The organism is Brevundimonas goettingensis (assembly GCF_017487405.1).
GTDB classification, from domain to species: Bacteria; Pseudomonadota; Alphaproteobacteria; order Caulobacterales; family Caulobacteraceae; genus Brevundimonas; species Brevundimonas goettingensis.
This window is the reverse complement of sequence record NZ_CP062222.1, coordinates 3178440-3199658: the sequence shown is the minus strand read 5'-3', so window position 1 is coordinate 3199658 and position 21219 is coordinate 3178440. Positions and strand designations below refer to the sequence as shown.

The 21219-nt window shown below is 68.9% G+C and carries 18 protein-coding genes; 12 read left to right on the top strand and 6 right to left on the bottom strand.

Going from position 1 to position 21219, the window contains the following annotated elements; translation table 11 throughout:
- The first annotated feature begins 147 nt into the window (after nt 1-147).
- The 4 genes from IFJ75_RS15675 (at nt 148) to IFJ75_RS15660 (ending at nt 6957) form a co-directional block, all read left to right on the top strand.
- Nucleotides 148-2412 carry a TonB-dependent receptor plug domain-containing protein gene (locus IFJ75_RS15675; RefSeq protein ID WP_207869241.1) on the top strand — a complete coding sequence of 755 codons (2265 nt, stop codon included), beginning with the start codon at nt 148-150 and terminating at the stop codon, nt 2410-2412.
- Between the two features lie 229 nt (nt 2413-2641).
- Nucleotides 2642-4597 carry a PAS domain-containing sensor histidine kinase gene (locus tag IFJ75_RS20140; protein ID WP_207869240.1) on the top strand — a complete coding sequence of 652 codons (1956 nt, stop codon included), beginning with the start codon at nt 2642-2644 and terminating at the stop codon, nt 4595-4597.
- A 150-nt stretch (nt 4598-4747) separates the two neighbouring features.
- Complete coding sequence (gene lpdA, locus IFJ75_RS15665) at nt 4748-6160, top strand: dihydrolipoyl dehydrogenase (protein WP_207869239.1); 1413 nt, start codon at nt 4748-4750, stop codon at nt 6158-6160.
- A gap of 5 nt (nt 6161-6165) precedes the next feature.
- On the top strand, nt 6166-6957 hold the full coding sequence (locus IFJ75_RS15660) for an SDR family oxidoreductase (RefSeq protein ID WP_207869238.1): 792 nt from the start codon (nt 6166-6168) through the stop codon (nt 6955-6957).
- Nucleotides 6958-6968: 11 nt separating this feature from the next.
- Here IFJ75_RS15660 and IFJ75_RS15655 read toward each other — a convergent pair whose 3' ends face one another.
- From IFJ75_RS15655 to fsa, 5 genes are all read right to left on the bottom strand, one after another.
- Complete coding sequence (locus tag IFJ75_RS15655; RefSeq protein WP_207869236.1) at nt 6969-8027, bottom strand: aspartyl protease family protein; 1059 nt, start codon at nt 8025-8027, stop codon at nt 6969-6971.
- 85 nt (nt 8028-8112) lie between these two features.
- Nucleotides 8113-9045 (bottom strand): 2-hydroxyacid dehydrogenase, encoded by a 933-nt coding sequence (locus tag IFJ75_RS15650; RefSeq protein ID WP_207869234.1) that lies wholly within the window; start codon nt 9043-9045, stop codon nt 8113-8115.
- Between the two features lie 9 nt (nt 9046-9054).
- On the bottom strand, nt 9055-9972 hold the full coding sequence (locus IFJ75_RS15645) for a tyrosine recombinase XerC (RefSeq protein WP_404822049.1): 918 nt from the start codon (nt 9970-9972) through the stop codon (nt 9055-9057).
- Nucleotides 9969-10691 carry a DUF484 family protein gene (locus tag IFJ75_RS15640; RefSeq protein WP_225896860.1) on the bottom strand — a complete coding sequence of 241 codons (723 nt, stop codon included), beginning with the start codon at nt 10689-10691 and terminating at the stop codon, nt 9969-9971. The genes IFJ75_RS15645 and IFJ75_RS15640 overlap by 4 nt, the downstream gene beginning before the upstream one ends.
- A 34-nt stretch (nt 10692-10725) precedes the next feature.
- Nucleotides 10726-11379, bottom strand: a complete 654-nt coding sequence (fsa, locus tag IFJ75_RS15635; RefSeq protein ID WP_207869232.1) for a fructose-6-phosphate aldolase — start codon at nt 11377-11379, stop codon at nt 10726-10728.
- A gap of 30 nt (nt 11380-11409) precedes the next feature.
- Here fsa and IFJ75_RS15630 point away from each other — a divergent pair, with 30 nt between their 5' ends.
- From IFJ75_RS15630 to IFJ75_RS15615, 4 genes are all read left to right on the top strand, one after another.
- A complete protein-coding gene (locus tag IFJ75_RS15630) occupies nt 11410-13572 on the top strand; it encodes a primosomal protein N' (RefSeq protein WP_207869230.1) in 2163 nt (720 codons plus the stop codon).
- A gap of 89 nt (nt 13573-13661) precedes the next feature.
- The gene (locus IFJ75_RS15625) at nt 13662-14660 is read left to right on the top strand and encodes an agmatine deiminase family protein (RefSeq protein WP_207869228.1); all 999 of its coding nucleotides are present in this window, start codon (nt 13662-13664) and stop codon (nt 14658-14660) included.
- On the top strand, nt 14660-15532 hold the full coding sequence (gene aguB / locus IFJ75_RS15620) for an N-carbamoylputrescine amidase (RefSeq protein ID WP_207869226.1): 873 nt from the start codon (nt 14660-14662) through the stop codon (nt 15530-15532). Before IFJ75_RS15625 ends, aguB begins: the two co-directional genes overlap by 1 nt.
- Nucleotides 15533-15600: 68 nt before the next feature.
- Entirely contained in the window at nt 15601-16770 is a 1170-nt protein-coding gene (locus IFJ75_RS15615; RefSeq protein WP_207869224.1) for a CobW family GTP-binding protein, read from the top strand.
- Between the two features lie 7 nt (nt 16771-16777).
- Here IFJ75_RS15615 and IFJ75_RS15610 read toward each other — a convergent pair whose 3' ends face one another.
- A complete protein-coding gene (locus IFJ75_RS15610; RefSeq protein ID WP_207869222.1) occupies nt 16778-17188 on the bottom strand; it encodes a surface-adhesin E family protein in 411 nt (136 codons plus the stop codon).
- A 95-nt stretch (nt 17189-17283) separates the two neighbouring features.
- On the opposite strand from IFJ75_RS15610, the gene IFJ75_RS15605 reads away from it, so the two are divergent.
- The 4 genes from IFJ75_RS15605 (at nt 17284) to IFJ75_RS15590 (ending at nt 21200) form a co-directional block, all read left to right on the top strand.
- Nucleotides 17284-18252 carry a WD40 repeat domain-containing protein gene (locus IFJ75_RS15605; protein WP_207869220.1) on the top strand — a complete coding sequence of 323 codons (969 nt, stop codon included), beginning with the start codon at nt 17284-17286 and terminating at the stop codon, nt 18250-18252.
- Nucleotides 18253-18292: 40 nt separating this feature from the next.
- On the top strand, nt 18293-18457 hold the full coding sequence (locus IFJ75_RS15600; protein WP_207869218.1) for a hypothetical protein: 165 nt from the start codon (nt 18293-18295) through the stop codon (nt 18455-18457).
- Between the two features lie 49 nt (nt 18458-18506).
- Nucleotides 18507-19205: a monofunctional biosynthetic peptidoglycan transglycosylase gene (gene mtgA / locus IFJ75_RS15595; protein WP_207869216.1), complete on the top strand. Its 699-nt coding sequence runs from the start codon at nt 18507-18509 to the stop codon at nt 19203-19205.
- A 75-nt stretch (nt 19206-19280) separates the two neighbouring features.
- Nucleotides 19281-21200: a M2 family metallopeptidase gene (locus IFJ75_RS15590; protein ID WP_207869214.1), complete on the top strand. Its 1920-nt coding sequence runs from the start codon at nt 19281-19283 to the stop codon at nt 21198-21200.
- Nucleotides 21201-21219: the final 19 nt, after the last annotated feature.

Genomic DNA, 21219 nt, shown 5'->3' with positions numbered 1-21219 from the left:
CTGATCCGTGTGGGAACCGATCGTCACATCGCAGAGGCCAAACCGCATTTTCCCTGTCGTCGAACAGTCGCCGACGCGTCAACGCGCGCCGTTATGCGCCCCCAATCCGGCCAGAGGCGCAACGCCCGGCCTGTTGGGGATCACATCATGAGACTGAACCTTCTGCTCGGCGCCGCCATCGCGCCGTTGGCTTTCGCCGGGGCTTCCGCAGCCCAGACCGTCGAGACCGGGCCCGCAACGGCCGTGGAAGAGGTCATCGTCACCGGCCAGCCGCAGATGCGGAACCGCACCGACGATGTCGTTCCGACCCTGTCCTACGATCTGGAATACTTCCAGCGCTTCGAACCCCTGACCGTCGGTGACGCCCTGAAGCGCGTGCCTTCGGTGACTTTTCTGTCGGACGTCCTCGAATCCGACGGCGCCCGCCTGCGCGGCCTGGATCCGGGTTACACCCAGGTCCTGATCAACGGCGAGCGGGTGCCCGGCGCCGGCGTCGACCGCTCCTTCTTCGTCGACCGCATCCCCGCCGAACTGATCGAGCGGGTCGAGGTCGTCCGCTCGTCCTCGGCCAACCGCTCGGGCGACGCGGTCGCCGGCGCCATCAACATCGTGCTGCGTGACGCCCTGGCTCTGGACGGCGGCTATGTCCGTCTCGGCACCCTGCACTGGAACGACAGCGAGTACGGCCAGTGGGGCGGAACCTACGGCGCCGTCTGGGGCGGCCGTGTCGGCCCCGGCCGTCTGTTGATCGGCGCCAACGTCCAGGATCGTCGCAATCCCAAGGACAAGTTCAGCGCCCGCTATGACGAGCCCGGCGGCAGCCTGGTCAATATCGAGGACCAGACCGACGTCCGCGACGGCACCGACTATTCGTTCAATGCCGCCTATGAGGTCGAGGTCGGCGGCGGCGATCTGGACCTGTCCGGCGTGTTCGTCCGCACCGACCGCTACCAGGACGAGGACTCGATCGAGTACAACCAGGGAATTCGCGACGCGGCTCACCTGTCGACGATCAACGACAACGACGTCGACATCCGCACCGACAACCTGTCGCTGAACGCGAAATATTCGCACGACATGTTCGGCGGCAAGACGCGCTTCAAGCTCGGCTACGCCTCGTTCGACGACAACCAGTTCGAGTTCGAGAATGAGGCCGAGTATCTGCGCGACGCCCTGCCGGACGAGGACCGCTACACCGCCGACCGGACCTATACGGATCTGAGCGACGAAGAGGTCTCCGGCGCGATCGAGCACGAGCGTCGCCTGACGGAAACGATGAAGGTCGAGGTCGGCGTCCAGTTCGTGGACAAGGATCGCGAAACCAGCATCACCGCCCCGGCCCGCGTGCGCTTCACCATTCCGAACGCCCCGGCCCCGCGTCCGACCCAGCCGGCCTTTGGTCCGAACCTGCCCATCCCGGGCGGCGTCAACACGATCGAGGAAACCCGCGTCGACCCGTACGTCATGTTCTCGGGCGAGCAGTCGAACCTGAAGTGGGAAGCCGGTCTGCGCTATGAGACGACCGACACCACCATCACCGACCAGACCGCCCCGGCCGCGGATCGGGTGAGCGACAGCGACTATGGCGTCCTGCTGCCCTCGGCCAGCCTGCGCTACAGCCTGTCCGACACCGACCGCCTGACCGTCTCGGTGGCGCGCACTGTGCGCCGTCCGAACTTCGACCAGCTGTCGCCCGCGACCCTGGAAGAAGAGGTCGGCGACAGCGACTTCCTCGGTAATCCGGACCTGGAGCCGGAAACGGCCTGGGGCGCGGACCTGGGCTTCGAGCGTCGTCTGGGCCACCGTGGCGTGGTCGGCATCAACGCCTTCTACCGCGACGTCACCGACCTGATCGAGAACGTCAACACCGGCGCCGAAGGCAGCGCCGGCGCCGGAACCTTCATCTACACCGTCGACAACGTCGGCAACGGTCAGGTGTGGGGCGTTGAGTTCGACCTGTCGACGCCGCTGGACTTCATCGGCATGGAAACGACCGGCGTCTTCCTGAATTACTCCTGGCTGGATTCCAAGATCGACGACTTCATGGGCGAGCGCCGCTTCAACGGCCAGTCGGACTATGTCCTGAACTTCGGCTTCACCCACGACATCCCGACCTGGGGCGCGGCCTTCGGCGCCACCTACCGCAAACAGGGCGACGCCCACAGCCGGGTCATCTCGGAAGAGGTCAAGACCTCCTACGGCGCCGACCTGGAGGCCTTCATCGAGAAGCGCGTCGCCGAGAACGTCGTGATCCGCCTGACGGGTTCGAACCTGCTGAACTCGTCCAAGGACGAGGCCTTCGACAAGTTCGCCAACCTCGACGACCAGGAAGCCCGCGACTACGACGAGTACGAGCTGGAAACCGAGTCGGCCGGCCCGGTCTATCAGCTGGTCGCCCGCGTCGCCTTCTGAGGCCGACCAAAAACCTGACGAAGAAGGGGTCGGACGGCGACGTCCGGCCCCTTTTTCACGCCCGGTTCACATCAGGATGGTTAATGCTCAACGCTGTGCTTGACGGCGTTCGATCCGCCGGGAAGGAGAGTGGCGCCCGCCATTTTACAATTGTGGGCGAAGTGGTGCGCTCCTTGCGCGGTGCGATGGCCTCGCGACCGCAAGGCGCCAGATTGGGACGTTCGGGTTCATGCTGCTGGAAGGCGAGGTCAACTGGACGGTGGTGTTCGCCGTGCTCGCCGTCGCGGGCCATGTTGTCGCGCTCATCGCCATCTGGTTCGCCCTGCGCAACCGCATCCGGCACGCCAGCGCCTCGGGCGAGCTGAACCAGGTCCAGAAGGTCGCCGCCGAGACCGACAAGCGGCTGTTCGAGACCCTGAACGCCATTCCCGTCGCCATTGTCCAGACCGACACCCAGGGCAAGTTCACCTTCGCCAACAAGGCCGCGCACCAGCTGATGGGGCGTCGTGACGCCGAGCTGCTGGGCCTGCGCTTCCATTCGGCGACCTGGGGCATCACCTTCCCGGACGGACGGCCCATCCCGCCCGACATGCTGCCCAGCGCCCGCGCGCTTCGGGGCCAGACCGTGCGGGGCTTCCAGCATATCCTCGCCAACCCGTCGTCGCGGCGGAAGATGCTGGTCTCGGTCACGGCCATGCCCATCGAGAACGAATACGGCCAGATCATCGGCTCCACCGCCGCCGTGGTCGAGACCGAGGGGCTGACCACGCCAGAGGCGCCGCCCGCGCCCGAGCCGGCCATCGTCCATCCCGACGCCGACCTGACCCGCCGGGTGTTCGACAGCGCGACCAGCGGCCTGGTCGTCGTTTCGACCCACGGCGTGGTGCGCGAGGCCAACCCGGTGGCCCTGGACCGTCTCGGCCGCACCGAGGGCGTGATCGGCGCAGACTTCGCCGAGACCTTCCTGGCCGACGGCCAGAGGGTCGAGGGCCGTCAGACCCTGCGCGCGGCCCTTCAGGCCCCGGCGGGCGCCGCTGATGTTATCATCGCGACCCAGGCCGACGGCGCGATCGTGGCCTGGCGCATCCTGCCGCTGACCAATTCCGAGGGCGTGGTCGACGCCCTGCTGCTGGCCGGGGACGAGCACGTCCCTGAGCCGGAAGTGGCGGTCGAGCCGGAAATCGTTCCCGAACCGGAAGCGATGGTCGAGCCGGCCTTCGTCACTGCGGACATCCCCGAGCCGGAGGTCCAGCCCGCGTTCGAACCCGAACCCATCCCGGCGGAAGCCCCGGCTTTCGACGCCGCGTTCGACGGACCCGCTTCTGGCCCCGTGCCCGGTCCCGACGCGCTCGACGAGGACATGCCGACGGTGGAGCCTGCGTCTGACTCGGCCGAGCTCGACGCCCTGCGCCGCGAACGCGACGCCGCCCTGCGTCAGGCCGAGGCCGCCCGCGCGGAGGCCGAGACGGCCATGGCCGAGGCCGACCGGATCGAGGCCCGGGCCCGCGCCGAGGAAGACAATGTCCGCCGTCTGGAGGGCATCGGCCGTGTCACCGGCGGCATGGCCCAGGACTTCAACGCCCTGCTCGGCGTCATGACCAGCGCGCTCGACATGATGCTGAAACAGGCCGAGGACCCCGCGAAGGTGCGCCGTCTCGGGCAGGCGGCGCTCGCCGCCGGTCAGCGCGGCGAGGCCATGACCGCGCGTCTGTCGGCCCTGTCGATGGACGACGAGAATGCGCCCAGGACCCTCGACGCCGGCGTCCTGCTGCGCGCCATGGAAAGCCGTCTGCGCGCCCTGGCCGGCCCCGGCGTCGACCTGATGATCGAGGGGCCGTCGGCTCCGGCCATCGTGCGTCTGGATCCCGTGGCCTTCGAGGGCGCGGTGCGGGCCCTGGTCGCCAATGCGGTCGAGGCCGTCAGCGGGTCCGGCTCCGTCGCCGTGCGGCTGGAGACCACCGAGGCCGGCGCCCGTCTGTCGGTGCGCGACACCGGCCCGGGCATGGACCGCGACGTCATCGCCCGCGCCCAGGAGCCCTTCTTCACCACCAAGACCGGCGCCGCCGGTCTGGGTCTGGCCCAGGCGCGCGCCTTCGCCCGCCAGTCGGGCGGGACCCTGACCATCGACAGCGCGCCCGGCGAGGGCGCCGAGGTGGCCGTGACCCTGCCGGCCGAAGCGGCCTGATCGAGGTTGTCGGTCCTTCCGATCCTTGGAAGCGTAACCGAACGACACCATATCTGACGCAGAAACGGCGGTTCGGCGGTTGACCCGGCGGAACCGGGCGTTAGGTACGGCGGGCGCGCTCCCACGCCCGACATAGACCCCGAGGATCCCATGGCCGAAGCCACCGCCCAATACGACGTCGTCATCATCGGCGGCGGTCCCGGCGGCTATAACGCCGCGATCCGCGCCGGCCAGCTGGGTCTGACCGTCGCCTGCGTCGAGAAGGGCGACACCCTCGGCGGCACCTGCCTGAACGTCGGCTGCATGCCCTCCAAGGCCCTGCTGCACGCCTCCGAGCTGTTCGAGATCGCCAACAAGGAGTTCGGCACGCTCGGCATCGACGTCGGCACGCCCAAGGTCAATCTGCCGCAGATGATGAAGCAGAAGGCCGACAGCGTCGGCGCCCTGACCAAGGGCATCGAATTCCTGTTCAAGAAGAACAAGGCCGTCTGGATCAAGGGCAAGGGCAAGATCGCCGGCGCCGGCAAGGTCGAGGTCACCGCCGCCGACGGCACGGTCACCATTCTGACCGCCAAGGACATCGTCATCGCCACCGGTTCGGAGCCCACCCCCCTGCCGGGCGTGGACTTCGTCGAGGGCAAGATCATCGATTCCACCGGCGCCCTGTCGCTGCCGGCCATCCCGAAGAAGCTGATCGTCATCGGAGCCGGCGTCATCGGCCTTGAGCTCGGCTCGGTCTGGCGTCGTCTGGGCGCCGAGGTCACCGTGGTCGAGTTCCTCGACAAGGTCGGCGCCGGCATGGACGCCGAGGTCGCCACCGCCTTCCAGCGCGGTCTGACCAAACAGGGCATGACCTTCAAGATGGGCACGAAGGTCACCTCGGCCAAGGTCGCCAAGGACGGCGTCGTCCTGACCCTGGAACCCGCTGCCGGCGGCGAGGTCGAGACCCTGACGGGCGATGTGGTTCTGGTCGCCATCGGCCGCCGCCCCTACACCGCCGGCCTGGGTCTGGAGACTGTCGGCATCGAGACCGACAAGCGCGGCTTCCTCAACAACGACCACCTGAAGACCGGCGCGGCCGGCGTCTGGGTGATCGGCGACGTGACCCACGGTCCGATGCTGGCGCACAAGGCGGAAGAAGAGGCTGTCGCGGTCATCGAGTACATCGCGGGCAAGGCCGGCCACGTCGACTACGACCTGGTCCCCAGCGTCATCTACACCGGTCCCGAAGTGGCCTGGGTCGGCAAGACCGAGGAACAGCTCAAGGCCGCCGGCGTCGAGTTCAAGAAGGGCAAATTCCCCTTCACCGCCAACTCGCGCGCCAAGATCAACCATGAGACCGAGGGCTTCGTGAAGGTCCTGGCCGATGCGACCACCGACAAGGTTCTGGGCGTCCACATCTACGGCCCCTCGGCCGGCGAGATGATCGCGGAAGCCTGTATCGCCATGGCCTTCGGCGGCGCCTCGGAAGACATCGCCCGCACCTGCCACGCCCACCCGACCCGCTCCGAAGCCGTCAAACAGGCGGCCATGGGCGTCGAGGGCTGGACCATGCAGGCGTAAGACCGATGGACCTGAGGATCGCCGGAAAACGCGCCCTGGTCTGCGGCGGGTCCAGCGGTCTGGGTCTCGCCGTGGCGACGGCTCTGGTGAAGGAGGGCGTTCATGTCGCCCTCTTGTCCCGTGATGCGGCGAAGCTTCAGGCGGCGGCGGATGAGCTGAACGCCATGGGGCCCGGTAGGGCGGTCATCGCCCCGGCGGATCTGGCGGATCACGCCGCCCTTCTGGCGGCCGTGGATGTGGCGGAAGCCGCGCTGGGCGGACCTATCGAGATCCTGCTCAACAACACCGGCGGACCGCCGCCCTCGGGCGTGGTCGGTCTCGGTCCCGAGCTGTGGCGCGCCCAGTTCGAGATGATGGTCCTGTCTGTCTTCCGCCTGACCGACCGGGTCCTGCCGGCCATGCGGGCGGCGGGCTGGGGCCGGATCCTGAACGTCGCCTCCGTCTCCCTGATCGAGCCCATCGGGACGCTCGGCGTGTCCAACACCCTGCGCGCCTCCATCGCCGCCTGGGCCAAGACCCTGTCGAACGAGGTCGCCGCCGACGGGATCACCGTCAACACCCTGCTGCCAGGCCGGATCGACACCCCACGCATCGAGCGGCTCGACAAGGCCGCCGCCGAACGCACGGGCAAGACGCCGGAAGAAGCGCGCGCCGCCTCCGTGACCTCCATCCCCGTGGGCCGCATCGGCACGACGGAAGAGTTCGGCGCCGTCGCCGCCTTCCTCGCCAGCCCTCTGGCCGCCTATGTCACCGGGTCGCTGGTGCGGCTGGACGGCGGATCGGTGCGGGCGATCTAGCCCCCGTCCCCCTAGCGGCGCGTCATCGTCTCGGGCGTGCGTCTCAGCGGCCCGAACTCCATACGTGAGCGACCGAAGTCGAGCGACACCCGCCGGAAGCGATAGAGGACGTCGGCGCCCAGCAGCAGGGCGGGGCGCTGGTTCAGCTCCAGGGTTTCGAAGGCGTGGAGATCGGCGAACAGCAGGGAGGCCGGCCCCAGACGCCGCGTCCCGATGGTCAGCTGGCTGACATTGGCGTGCTCGGCCAGGATGGTCTGGCCCGTGACGCCATAGATCGGGATCAGGGTCCGCTGGGTCGGCCGGTCGCCGCCCGAGGCGATGGCCTGGAACAGGCTCATATTGCCGATCGAATACTGGGCGCCGCTGTCGACGAAACAGTCGACCTGAACCCCTTCGACGCGGGCGTTGACAAGGATCAGCTGGCCGAACCGCCCGATGCGGGTCCGGCCGCAGCTGTCGCGTCGGATGTGGCTGGGGGTGTAGAAGGCCGTGCCCACCTCGATCCTGTCGGGGCCGGACGGGGTCAGCTTCATGGAGCGGCGGTCGAGGTTGAACTCCAGCTCGAACCGCGACAGCACGTCCAGCCCCATCAGGCCGTCGGCGCCGAGCAGTTCGCGCGGATAGACCCCGGCATAGATGTCGTTGAACCGTCGACCGCCGAAGCTCAGCCGGGCGATCTTCACCGTCGGGGTCAGTTCGGCCGAGGTCAGGCCGTGGACCAGGATGGGCGGCCCGGGCGGCAGGGCCATGGCCTCGGCCACATCGCGGGCGATGGCGGTCCGTCCCGCGCCGGTGTCCATGACGAAGGCGAAGCCGGGGCGGCCGTTGAGCTCGGTCTTGACCGCCATCCGGGTGAACAGATTGGCCAGCAGCCGCGCCTCTTCGCCGACATCGGGCGGCGGCGCCAACGGATCGGGGCCGGGCGCCACCGGCGGCGGCGCTGACGTCGTCTGGGCGAGGGTGGGACCGGCGATCAGGCCGAAACCGGCCGCGCAGAGTCCAAGGGTCAGGGCGCGCCTGTGCGGCTGCGTCGGTGTGAAGGCGTCGCCGTGTTCGGCTGAAGACCTCATGACCGCCTCCCCAGCGGTGTTATGGCCTCAGTCTGAGCCGAAAACGCCGATCTGCATAGGTCCGCCCACGGAGGGTCAGGATGCATCAGGCAACGGGTGTCGGCGCGGCCTCTCCGGCGAGGGCGGCTTCCAGATTGGCGATCATCAGCGCCGCCATCGCCGTCCGCGCCTCGACCGTCGCCGAGCCGATGTGGGGCGCCAGCACGCAGCGGTCCGAGTCCAGCAGGGCCTGCGGGACGTTCGGTTCACGGGCGAAGACGTCGAGACCCGCGCCGCCCAGCCGGCCCTCGGCCAGGGCCGCGATCAGGGCCTCCTCATCGACCACCTCGCCCCGGGCGATGTTGATCAGGACCCCGTCGGGGCCGAGCGCCTCCAGAACCCGGGCGTCGACCAGCCCCTTCGTCGCCGGGCCGCCCGGGACCGCGACGATCAGGACGTCGACCGAGGCGGCGAGGGCGACCGGATCGGGGGCATGACGCCAGGCGACGTCCGCGACCGGCTTGCGGCTGTGATAGGCCAGCTCTCCGGCGAAGGGCTCCAGTCGTCGGGCGATCTCCCGCCCGATCCGGCCGAGGCCGAGGACCCCATACCTCAGGCCGGTCGCGCTGCGGGCCAGCGGGAACTTGCCGCCGGCCGCCCAGTCGCCTGCCCTCAGCCAGCGCTCGGCGGCGGGCAGGCGACGCAGGGTGGAAAGGGTCAGGGCGAGGGCCAGATCGGCGACGTCGGCGCTGAGCACATCGGGGGTATTGGTGACGACCACGCCCCGGCTCCGGGCATGGGCGACGTCGACCCGGTCATAGCCGACTCCGTGGACGGCGATGATCTTCAGATCGGACAGGGCGTCGATCAGACTGTTCGGAACCGCCGTCCCGCCCGAGGCGACGAGACCGACGATCGGCGCGCCTGCAGGCGGAGACCCGACGGCCTGGGGCGGATGGAGGACCCACGCTCCGGCCTTCAGTTGCTCGGCGGCCAGTTCAGGCAAGCCGGGCAGGACGAGAATGTGGGGGAGGGACATCCGCCCCTTCTAGGCCCGGGGATGGGCCGCGGCATAGGCGCCGAGCAGCCGGGCGGCGTCGACGGCGGTGTATTTCTGGGTCGTCGACAGGCTGGCGTGGCCCAGCAGTTCCTGGATCGACCTCAGGTCGGCCCCGGCGCCCAGCAGATGGGTGGCGAAGGAGTGGCGCAGGGCATGGGGCGTGGCGCTGGCCGGCAGGCCCAGCCGGCCCCTGAGTGTCTGCACCGTCGCCTGCACGTGGCGGGGGCTCAAGGGCCCGCCGCGTTTGGCCCGGAACAGGGCGTCGCGCGGCTCCGGCGGGAAGGGCTGCAACGCAAGATAGGCATCCACCGCCTCGCGTACGGCGGGCAGTATGGGGACGATGCGGGTCTTGGAGCCCTTGCCGACGATGCGAATGGTCTCTGGGAAAGGGGCGTCGGCGCGGATCAGGCTGAGGGCCTCGGAAATCCGCAGGCCGCAGCCGTAGAGCAGGGTCAGGACCGCCCGGTCGCGCGCGGCCTCCCACGGCTCGGCGTCGGGATCGGCCTCGGGCTCCTGCATCAGGCCGCGCGCCTGATCGGCGGTGACGGGGCGGGGCAGGGAGGGTTTGATCTTCGGCCCCCGCACGAGCGCCAGCTGAGGCGCGGGCGTATCGCAACGCCGGTCGAGGAAGTCGTGAAAGCCCCGGATGGCGGCCAGGGTCTGGCCCAGCGATCGGGCGTTCAGCGGATGGTCCCCGCTGCGCCGCTCGGCCAGATGAGCGCGGACCTCGGCGGCGGTCACCGTGCCCAGATCGGACAGGGACTGGGGGTCGCCGCGATGGCGTTCGAGAAAGCCGAGATAGTGCCGCCCGATATGGCCATAGGCTTCCAGCGTGCGGGGCGACAGCCGCCGCTCATGCGCCAGATGCTCGAGCCAGGCGAGCAGGACCTCGCCCGAGGTTTTCAATTGAGTATCGGCCAGCGTTCGGCCGTGCGCTCGACGACCCGGGCGATGAAGGCGACGAGCTCGCAGCCCATCTGGGGCGTGAAGCCCTCTTCCTCGGGCGAGCCGAAGGCGCAGATGGCGTGGCGGGCGCCGCCGAGGTCGCCGGCCGGATCGCCGCCGAAGACCGGTGCCATGCGGATCAGGGCGACGGACCTCACCTGCTCATCGGCCGCGCCGAACAGGTCCAGCCCTTCGAAATTCGGACCCAGCCAGGTCAGGCCGTGGTCGCCAAGCAGGGAATCGACCCCGCCGACCTCCAGGGCGCGCCAGCCGAAGGGCACGCCGCCCGGCTTCTCCAGCGCGATGGCGGCGCCCGCCAGACCGAAGCGGCCCTGTGCGGCCGCATCCAGACGGCGGGCCAGGTCGGAATGGTTGCGGGCCTCCAGCAGGTCCAGCGCCGCCACATGGGTCTGGGTCTGGGCGGCGAAATTGGCGCGGGCGACCGTCTCGATCTGTTTGCGGGCGTCCGCCTCGCGGTTGGCCACGGCTTCCAGCCGGGTGAGGGCGGCGGCGCCGAATTCCACGACGTTACGGCCGTGCGGCTTCAGCCCGATCTCTTCCAGCAGGGAACGGTCGTCCAGCAGGATCTGGGGATTGGCCTGAAGCCAGGCGCGCACCTCCGGCCAATGCGGCTCGGAACTGGTCTCCAGCTCGGCGAAAAGGTCTCGGGTGCCGCTCAACGGTCGTCTCCTCCCGGAAACGCCGGGCCGTATGCTACAGGATCGACTGACCGGTCTTGCCCCAGTCCGCCAGGAATTGATCAAGACCCTTGTCGGTTAAGGGGTGCTTGACGAGGGCCTTGAAAACGTCGGCCGGCAGGGTGGCTGCGTCCGATCCCGCCACAGCGGCGGCGGATACGTGGTTCGGGTTGCGCAGCGATGCGGCCAGAATCTGGGTCTCGAAACCATGCAGATCATAGAGGACGCGGATTTCCTCCAGCAGGCCGATGCCGTCGGCGCCGTGGTCTTCCAGACGGCCGACGAAGGGCGAGATGAAGGTCGCGCCGGCCTTGGCGGCCAGCATGGCCTGGGCGGCGGAGAAACACAGGGTGACGTTGGTCTTGATGCCCTTGTCCGAGAAGTTGCGCGCGGCGCGCAGCCCGTCCCAGGTCAGGGGCAGCTTGACCACGACGTTCGGGGCGATGGCGGCCAGCTTGTCGCCTTCCTTGACCATGGTCTCGAAATCGGTCGCCACGGCCTCGGCGGAGATCGGCCCCTCGACCAGTGCGCAGATTTCAGCGATGACCTCGGCGATGTTCCTCCCCGACTTGGCGATCAGCGACGGATTGGTGGTCACGCCGTCCACCATCCCGGTGGGCAGCATGTCCTTGATGACGGCGACGTCGGCGGTGTCGAGGAAGAGTTTCATGGCGGGGTTTCTAGCCGAGGCGGGCCGGTCTTGAAAGTCGCATCCGTCCTCATTCCCCTGCCGGTGCCGGAAGCCTTCGACTATGAGGTCGCCGCCGAGATGGCGGTGGAGCGTGGCGATCAGGTCGCCGTGCCCCTCGGTCCCCGGCTGATGCGCGGCATCGTGTCCGAGGTGCGCGAGACCACGGGCTCGAACCGGCGGCTCAAGGCCGTGGAGATGGTGCTGGACGATCCGCGCCTGCCGCCCGGCACGGTGGACTTCGTCGAATGGGCCGCCCGCTGGACCCTGAGCGCGCCGGGCGAAATGGCCTCGACCGCCCTTAAGGGGCTGCGCGCGCCGCGCCCGAAGCCCGAACGTCGCGTCCGCCGGGTCGAGGGGCGGGAGCCCGCCCGGCCGACGGCGTCGCGCACGGCGGTGCTGGAGACGCTGGAGGGGCGCTCGATGCCGGGTGCGGATCTGGCGCGTGCGGCCGGAGTGTCGTCGGGCGTGGTCAAGGGACTGGTCGACGACGGGGTGCTGGAGGTCATCGAGATCGAGGCCGTCGCCGCCTTCGACACACCCGATCCGGACCATGCGCCCTCGATCCTCAACGCAGATCAGGCGGCCTCGGCATCGGCCATCGCGGAAGCGGTAGAGGCCGGCGGCTTCGCCCCCTTCCTGCTGGACGGGGTCACGGGCTCGGGCAAGACCGAGGCCTATCTGGAGGCCGTGGCGCGGGCGCTGAGGGCCGATCCGACGGCCCAGATCCTGATCCTCCTGCCCGAAATCGCCCTGACACAGGCCCTGATCGCGCGCCTTTCCGACCGTTTCGGCGCCGACCCGGCCGAATGGCATTCGGGCATCGCCCCGCCGCGTCGACGTCAGGTCTGGGAGGCGGTGGTCGCCGGCCGCTGCAACATCGTGGTCGGGGCGCGTTCGGCCCTGTTCCTGCCCTTCGTGAACCTGAAGCTGATCGTCGTCGATGAAGAGCACGACAGTTCGTTCAAACAGGAGGAGGGGCTCGTCTATCACGGCCGCGACCTCGCCGTGGCCCGGGCGCGGATCGAGGGGGCGGCGGTCGTCCTGGCCTCGGCGACGCCGTCGCTGGAGACCCTCTTCAACGCCGGACAGGGCCGCTATCGCTGGCTGAAGCTGGGCGCGCGGCACGGCACGGCGGTCCTGCCAGACATCCGCCTGCTGGACCTGCGCCAGAACCCGCCCGATCCCCAGACCTGGCTGTCCGTCCCCTTGCGCGAAGCCATCGGCGAGACCCTGCTGAAGGGCGAACAGACCCTGCTGTTCCTCAACCGGCGCGGTTATGCCCCCGTGGTCCTGTGCCGCGCCTGCGGGCACCGGCTGACGGCGCCGGACACCGACAGCTGGCTGGTCGAGCATCGCTACACCGGCCGTCTGGTCTGCCACCTGACCGGCTTCTCCATGGCCCGGCCGAAGACCTGCCCGTCCTGCGGTGCGTCGGATTCGCTCGTCGCCGTGGGGCCGGGCGTCGAGCGGGTCGAGGAGGAGGTGCGGCAGCTCTTCCCCGAGGCGCGCACGGCGGTGTTCAGTTCCGACACCGTGCCGGACGCCAGGGCGGCTCGCGCCCTGATCCAGTCGATGATCGACGGCGAGATCGACATCCTCGTCGCCACCCAGGCGGCGGCCAAGGGGCACAACTTCCCCAAGCTGACCCTGGTCGGGGTGGTTGACGCCGACCTGGGTCTGCGCGGCGGCGACCTGCGTGCGGCCGAGCGGACCTTCCAGCTCCTGACCCAGGCGACCGGACGGGCCGGGCGGGCGGAGATCCCCGGGCGCGCCCTGCTGCAGACGTGGACGCCCGAACATCCGGTGCTCAGGGCCCTGGCGGCGGGCGACCGCGACGGCTTCGTCGAGGCCGAGATGGACGAGCGGGAGGCGGCCTCCCTGCCGCCGTTCGGACGGCTGGCCGCCCTGATCCTGTCGGGCGAGAACGCGGTGGCGGTGGAGAAGACGGCCGAAGCCCTGGCCCAGTCCATTCCCAATGCCGAACGGCTGGAGGTCTATGGCCCCGCCGACGCCCCCCTGGCCCTCATCCGGGGACGGCGGCGCAAGCGGCTGCTGGTCCGGGCCGACCGCGACGTCGATCTGCAGGGCTTCCTGCGCGCCTGGCTGGGCCGGGTGAAGGTGCCGGCCTCGGTGCGGCTGACCATCGACGTGGACCCGTACAGCTTCCTTTGAAGGCCCGTTGTCATTGAAACGACAGGACCGGATGTCTATCTGGACCCGCTTTCCGGCGCCCCCTGCGCCGTCTCAGGATTTCGCCGCCCATGTCGCAAGTCATTCCCGCCGAATGGGCTCCGCACCGGGCCATGTGGGTCGGCTGGCCGAGCCATCCCGAGCTGTGGGACGACCTGGAACAGGCACGCGACGAGGTCGAGGGTCTGGTCCTGGCCCTCGCCGGCCCCGGTCGCGAACAGGTCAGACTCATGGTCGGGACCGAGGAGGCCCTGGTGGGGACGCAGGGGCGTTTCGCGGGCGTCGAGAACGTGACCGTGGTCCCGGCCCTGTTCGGCGACATCTGGCTGCGCGACACCGGTCCGATCTTCGGCCCCGGCTCGAAGACCGCCGCCGCCTTCGAGTTCAACGGCTGGGGCGAGAAATATATCTATGAGCACGACACCGAGGTCGCCGCGCAGATCGGCGCGTTCTCTGGCGTGCCCCTGACGCGGCACAGCGCCATTCTGGAAGGCGGATCGCTGGACCACGACGGTCTGGGCACCATCCTGACCACGCGCCAGTGCCTGCTGAATCCGAACCGGAACAAGGGCTGGCAGGAAAACACCGCAGGCATCGTGCTGGAAGAGGCGCTGGGCGCGCGCAAGATCATCTGGCTGGGCGACGGCCTGCTCAACGACCACACCGACGGCCATGTCGACAATCTGGCCCGTTTCGTCGCGCCGGGCGTCGTCGCCTGTCCGATCGCCTTCGGGACCAATGATCCCAACGCCGAGGCCTATGACGCCTGCGCCGCCGCGATCACCGCCTCGACCGACGCCGAGGGAACGCCCCTCAAGGTCCTGCGCATCCCCTCGCCGGGCATGGTCGTCGACGCCGACGAGCGTCCGGTCCCGGCCAGCCACATGAATTTCCTCATCGCCAACGGCGCCGTGATCGTCCCCACCTATGGCAACGCCATGGCCGCCCGTCTGGCCTGCGAGGCCTTGGCCACCGTCTTCCCGGACCACGAGATCATCCCCCTGCCGTCCAAGGCCATCCTGACCGGCGGCGGGTCCTTCCACTGCATCTCCCAGCAGGAGCCTGCCTGATGACCCGCACGATTTCCGTCGCCGGCCTGCAGACGTCCTACGGCGAGGACATGCAGGCGAACATCGCCAAGACCGTCGATCTGGTGAAACAGGCGGCTTCAAAGGGCGCGCAGGTGATCCTGCCGTCGGAGCTGTTCCAGGGGCCGTATTTCTGCGTCAGCCAAGAGGAGCACTGGTTCGAAACCGCCCACCCCTGGCGCGAGCATCCGGCCGTGGTTGCGATGGCGCAGGTGGCGAAGGATCTCGGCGTCGCCATCCCCGTCTCGATCTTCGAGAAGGAGGGGCCGCACTACTATAATTCCATCGTCATGCTGGACGCCGACGGTTCGCCCCTGGGCGTCTATCGCAAGAGCCACATCCCCGACGGCCCCGGCTATCAGGAAAAATACTATTTCCGCCCGGGGGATACGGGCTTCAAGGTGTGGGACACCCGCTTCGGCAAGGTCGGGGTCGGCATCTGCTGGGACCAGTGGTTCCCGGAGGCCGCGCGGGCCATGTCCCTGATGGGCGCCGACGTTCTCATGTATCCGACCGCCATCGGCACCGAGCCGCAGGACGGCGACCTGCACACGGCCCAGCCCTGGCGCCGCGCCATGCAGGGCCATGCGGTGTCGAACGCCATCCCGGTGGTCGGCGCCAACCGCATCGGCCATGAGACGGTGACCCCGGTCGGCCAGACCTTCTACGGCCATTCGTTCATCGCCGATCAGCAGGGCGAACTGGTCGAGAGCTTCGGCGCCGAGGAAGAGGGCGCGCTGGTCCATACCTTCGACCTCGCCGAGCTGGACCGTTACCGGGCGGCCTGGGGCTTCTTCCGCGACCGCCGGACGGACCTCTACGGCGCGCTGACCTCGGCGCGTCCCACGAGCTGAGCCACGAACTGACGAAGGGAAGGGGGCGCCTCTTCCCTTCGCGGGTCGGAGCCGCCATCTAGCGGCCTATGACCTCGACCCTCGACGCCCCCGCCTCTGCCGCCGCCGCCAACGGCAAGATCCCCGTCACCGTCCTGACCGGCTATCTGGGGGCGGGCAAGACGACCCTGCTGAACCGGATTCTGACCGAGGATCACGGCAAGCGTTACGCCGTCATCGTCAATGAGTTCGGCGAGATCGGCATCGACAACGATCTGGTCGTCGGCGCGGACGAGGACGTGTTCGAGATGAACAACGGCTGCGTCTGCTGCACGGTGCGCGGCGACCTGATCCGCGTCGTCGCCGGCCTGATGAAGCGCCAGCGTCCCGGCAAGCCGGCCTTCGACGCCATCATCGTGGAGACCACGGGTCTGGCCGATCCCGGCCCGGTGGCCCAGACCTTCTTCGTCGACGAGGACGTCAAGGCCAAGACCCGGCTGGACAGCGTCACCGCCCTGGTCGACGCCAAACACGTCATGGCCCGTCTCGACGACTCGAAAGAGGCGCGCGAGCAGGTGGCCTTCGCCGACCGCATCATCCTGAACAAGACCGACCTGGCCTCGGAGGCCGAGTTGACGGCGGTCGAGCAGCGGCTGAGGAAGCTGAACCCGCTGGCCCCCATCACCCGCGCCGAACGGGCCAATGTGCCGCTTGATCAGGTGCTGGGCCTGCACGGCTTCGATCTGGAGCGGATCCTCGACGTCAATCCGGAGTTCGCCAACCCTGCCCATGGGGAGGCTGGCCACGTCCATGACGAACACTGCGGCCACGACCATCACGGGCACGATCATGGCCACGACCACGACCATCATGGGCATGACCATGCGCACCATCCGGACTCATCGGACGGGTCGGACCATGTTTCGGGGTCCGTTTCCGGGGCCCGTGGGCACGATCATGCCGACGACATCAAGGGGATCTCGGTCTCGGTCGACGGCCCGCTGAACGGTCAGAAATTCACCGCCTGGCTGGACCGGCTGCTGGGCGAGCAGGGCCAGAACATCCTGCGCGCCAAGGGCATCATCAATGTCGAGGGCGAGGAGCGCCGTCTGGTCTTCCAGGCCGTGCACATGATCCTGGAGGGCGACCTTCAGCGCGAATGGGGTCCGACCGAACGCCGCTGGTCCCGCGCCGTCTTCATCGGCCGCGACCTCGACGAGGCCGCGATCCGCGCCGGGTTCGAGAGTTGCGCCGCCTGACCTTGGGTCAGGCCTTGCAGACGTGCTCGATCAGCAGGGTCTGGCCGGGGTCCGACGCCGGGCCCAGCGCGGCGTCGTGTGGCTCTGTCGCCAGGAAACGCGCGGCGCTGTAGATTTCGGTGGTCCCCCTGCCGATCGTCCGGGTCGCGCAATCGACGACGATCTCGGCGACGACGGTGTTGGGGGCGTCTTCCCCCATCCCCGACGGGATATCCGCCTTCATGAGGAAGCGCACCGTCTGGCCGTCGCGCGCGATGCTGGACGGCAGGACGAAATAGGTCACGTGCTCGACCGGACCGACTTCGGTCCAACCGGCGGTGTCGCGGTTGGTCAGGGTCTGGGCCGAGGCGGCGCCGGCGGCTCCGACGCTTGCGGCGATCAGCGCCGCCGCGCGGATCCGACGTTTGAACGTGTTCATGATGGCTTCCCCCGTTTTCGGAAACCTCGCCAAGCCCGGCTTCGGCGTCAAGGTCCGGCGTTGACCCCGGCGTCCGGACCTCTATGTCACACGCCATGAGCCAGTTCGCCTTCGACGCCCAGATCACCGCCGCCCTGTTCGACAGGGACGGCGCCGTCTTCGCCCTGGGTGATGGATCGGTGCGGTTCGAGGACGGGTCGTATAACGCGGTCCACGACGGGGCGATCCTGTGCGCGGCCCTGCATCCCTCGGGCGACGGGATCGTCACCGGCGGCGACGACGGCCGGGTGATCTGGAGCCGGAAGATGGAGGCCGGGGTGCTGGCCACCTCGGCAAAGAGCCAGTGGATCGACGCCATCGACGCCTCGGCCGAGACGAAGCTGATCGCCTTTTCCTCGGGCAAGACCCTGTCGGTGATCGATGCGACCGACATGGGCTTCCGCCGTGACTTCGAACATGAGCGGACGGTGTCCGGCGTGGCCTTCGATCCCAAGGGCCGCCGGATCGCGACCTCGACCTACGGCGGCGCGGCCCTCTGGTACGCCCGGATCGCCCAGCAGAAGCCGACCCTGCTGAAATGGGCCGGATCGCACACCGGCATCGCCTTCTCGCCCGACGGCGCCTTCCTCATCTCAACCATGCAGGACGCGCAGCTGCATGGCTGGCGACTGAAGGATTCCAGGGACATGCGGATGGGCGGCTATCCGTCCAAGGTGCGCAGCGTGGCCTTCCTGTCCGACGGGCGGCTGATGGCCACCTCGGGGGCGCAAGGGGCGGTGCTCTGGCCCTTCGTCGGCGCCACTGGGCCGATGGGCAAGGAGGCGACCGAGATCGGCTATGACGAGGGCAGTCTGGTGACCCTGGTCGCCGGCCAGCCGAAGCAGGGGGTCATGGCCGCCGGCCTCAGCGACGGCCGCGTCTGGTGGGCCGACCCGGCCGGCCAAGGGCTGCGGTTCCTCAAGGCCGAGCGCGGCGCGGCCATCTGCGCCCTGGCCATGAGCCCGAACGGCCAGCGCGTCGCCTGGGCCGATGAAGACGGAAACGCCGGGGTCGCCGAAGCCTGACTCCTCGACAGCCCCGGAGATTCGGCCGCATCGTCGGGGAATGAGCCCTCGATTTGGCGAGCGTCCGCCCAAGACCCGAACCCAGGCCCGCAAGCCCGCGCCGACGCCGGTGTTCGCCCTCGGCTGTCTGGTCGTGGCCATCATCGGGGCGGTGCTGGTCGTCGGACTGGCGGTGGTCTTCCTGTGGGACGTCAACGCGGAGTGAGCCTTGCCAGCACTCTTGCCTTGGGGGCAGGGATGACGAACATGGGGCCATGTTCGGGGTTCCAAAACTGGGGCGGCGCAGCCGTCCGTTTCTGATCGTCTTTCTGGTGCTGTGCTTCCTGCCCATCGGCGGAGTGCTGGTTCACGCCGTCCTGCCGCCGCCGATGACGGTGTTGATGCTGCAGCAGCTGGTGGGCGGAAAGGGCATGGACTACCGTTGGCGCGGCCTCGACGACATCTCGCCCAACCTCGTCTATTCGGCCATCGGCGCCGAGGACGCGCGCTTCTGTTCGCACAGCGGCTTCGACTTCAAGGCCATCCAGAAGGCGCTGGATCACAACGACGACGGCGGAAAAATCCGCGGCGGCTCGACCATCAGCCAGCAGACCGCCAAGAACGTCTTCCTCTGGCCGTCGCGCGACTGGGTCAGGAAGGGTCTGGAAGCGGGCTACACCATCCTGATCGAGGGTGTCTGGGGCAAGCGCCGGATCATGGAGACCTATCTGAACGTCGCCGAATGGGCGCCGGGCGTCTATGGCGCGGAAGCCGCCTCGCGGCACTGGTTCGGCAAGTCGGCGCGTGACCTGACGCCGCAGCAGGCGGCCCGGCTGGCGGCCATCCTGCCCAGTCCCCGCCGCTATGACGCCGCCAGGCCGGGACCCTATGTCCGCCGCCGCGCGGCGCGCATCCAGGCGGCGGCGCGGGCCGTGCGCGTTCAGGGTCTGGGGACCTGCGTCTATCCGAAGTGAAGGCGGGCCCCGCCAGCCGGGGTTGACGGAACCGGCGACGAGGCCTCCGATGCCGGCCTTGCTGGAGAGGGTCTCATGAAATCATATCTCTTGGCCGCCGTCGCCGCCGGCGCCCTGGGTCTCGCCGGCTGCGCGACCACCGCCGATCGCGCCGCTGACGCCGCCGCCTTGGCCGATGCCGCCGCGGCGGACGCCGCCGCCGCTGCAGGGGAAGCGGCTCCCGCCGCCGCCGATGCCGCCGCCGTCGCCGAACAGCCCGTGACCGCCGCTGGCGCGACGGCCTTCATCGCCGAGGCTGAGACCAGGCTGGCGACCATCAGCGAATATCAGCAGCGCGTCGCCTGGACCCGGGCGACCAACATCACCTTCGACACCATGTGGCTTGAGGCCAAGGTCAATGCCGAGGTGACCGAGCTGCAGGTCCAGCTGGCCAATGAGGCCGCCCGGTTCAATGACGTCCAGGTTCCCGACGACGTGCGGCGCAAGCTGAACCTGCTGCGCCTCGGCATCGTCCTGCCGGCGCCGAACCGCCCGGGCGCGGCGGCCGAGTTGGCCCAGATCACCACCCGGCTGGACTCGACCTATTCGACCGGCAAGTTCGCGTTCAAGGGCAAGGAGATCACCCTCGACGACGCCAATGTCCTGATCGCCGAAAGCCGCGACCCGGCCGAGACCAAGGCCCTGTACGAAGGCTGGCGCACCGTTTCGCCGGGAATGAAGCCGGACTACGCCCGGATGGTCGAGATCGCCAACGAGGGCTCGCGCGAGCTGGGCTTCGCCGACACCGGGGCCATGTGGCGCGCCGGCTATGATATGGCGCCCGACGATTTCGCGAAGGAGACGGACCGTCTCTGGGCCCAGGTGAAGCCCTTCTATGTGAACCTGCACTGCTATGTCCGGGCGCGGCTCAACGCGAAATACGGCGATGCGGTCCAGCCGAAGACCGGCCCGATCCGCGCCGACCTGCTGGGCAATATGTGGTCGCAGCAGTGGGGCAACATCTATGACGTCGTCGCCCCGGCGACGGGCGGCCAGAGCAGCTACGACCTGACAAAACTGCTGACCGACGCCGGCTATGACGCCACGAAAATGGTCCAGACCGGCGAGGGCTTCTACAAATCGCTGGGCCTCGCGCCCCTGCCCCAGACCTTCTGGGAGCGGTCCCAGATCGTGCGGCCGCGCGACCGCGAAGTGGTCTGCCACGCCTCGGCCTGGGACGTCGACAACCTCGAAGACGTGCGCATCAAGATGTGCACCCAGGTCAATGCCGACGACTTCTACACCGTGCACCACGAGCTGGGGCACAACTACTATCAGCGCGCCTACAAGGATCAGCCCATGCTGTTCCGCAACGGGGCCAACGACGGCTTCCACGAGGCGATCGGGGACTTCATCGGCCTGTCGGCCCTGACGCCGACCTATCTGAACCAGATCGGGCTGCTGAAGACGACGCCGGGCGCGGATGAGGACATCCCCTTCCTGCTCAAGATGGCGCTGGACAAGATCGCCTTCCTGCCGTTCGGCCTGATGGTCGACCGCTGGCGCTGGGGCGTGTTCTCGGGCGAGACGACGCCGGATCAGTATAACGTCGCCTGGAACGCGGACATGCTGAAATATCAAGGCCTTGTCGCGCCGGGGCCGCGTCCCGCCGACGCCTTCGATCCGGGCGCCAAATATCACGTGCCGGCCGCGGTGCCCTACACCCGCTACTTCCTGGCGGCGATCTACCAGTTCCAGTTCCAGCGCGCGGCCTGCAAGATGGAAGGGTGGACCGGGCCGCTGCATCGCTGTTCGACCTATGGCAATGAAGAGGTCGGACGCCGCTTCAACGCCATGCTGGAGATGGGACAGTCCAAGCCCTGGCCCGAGGCCATGCAGGCCTTCACCGGCGAGACCGGCAACGACGCCACCGCCATCATCGACTATTTCGCCCCGCTGAACGCCTGGCTGACCGAGCAGAACCGCGGCAAGGACTGCGGCTGGTCGGAAACCTGAGCCCCGGTCTTGTAACCTA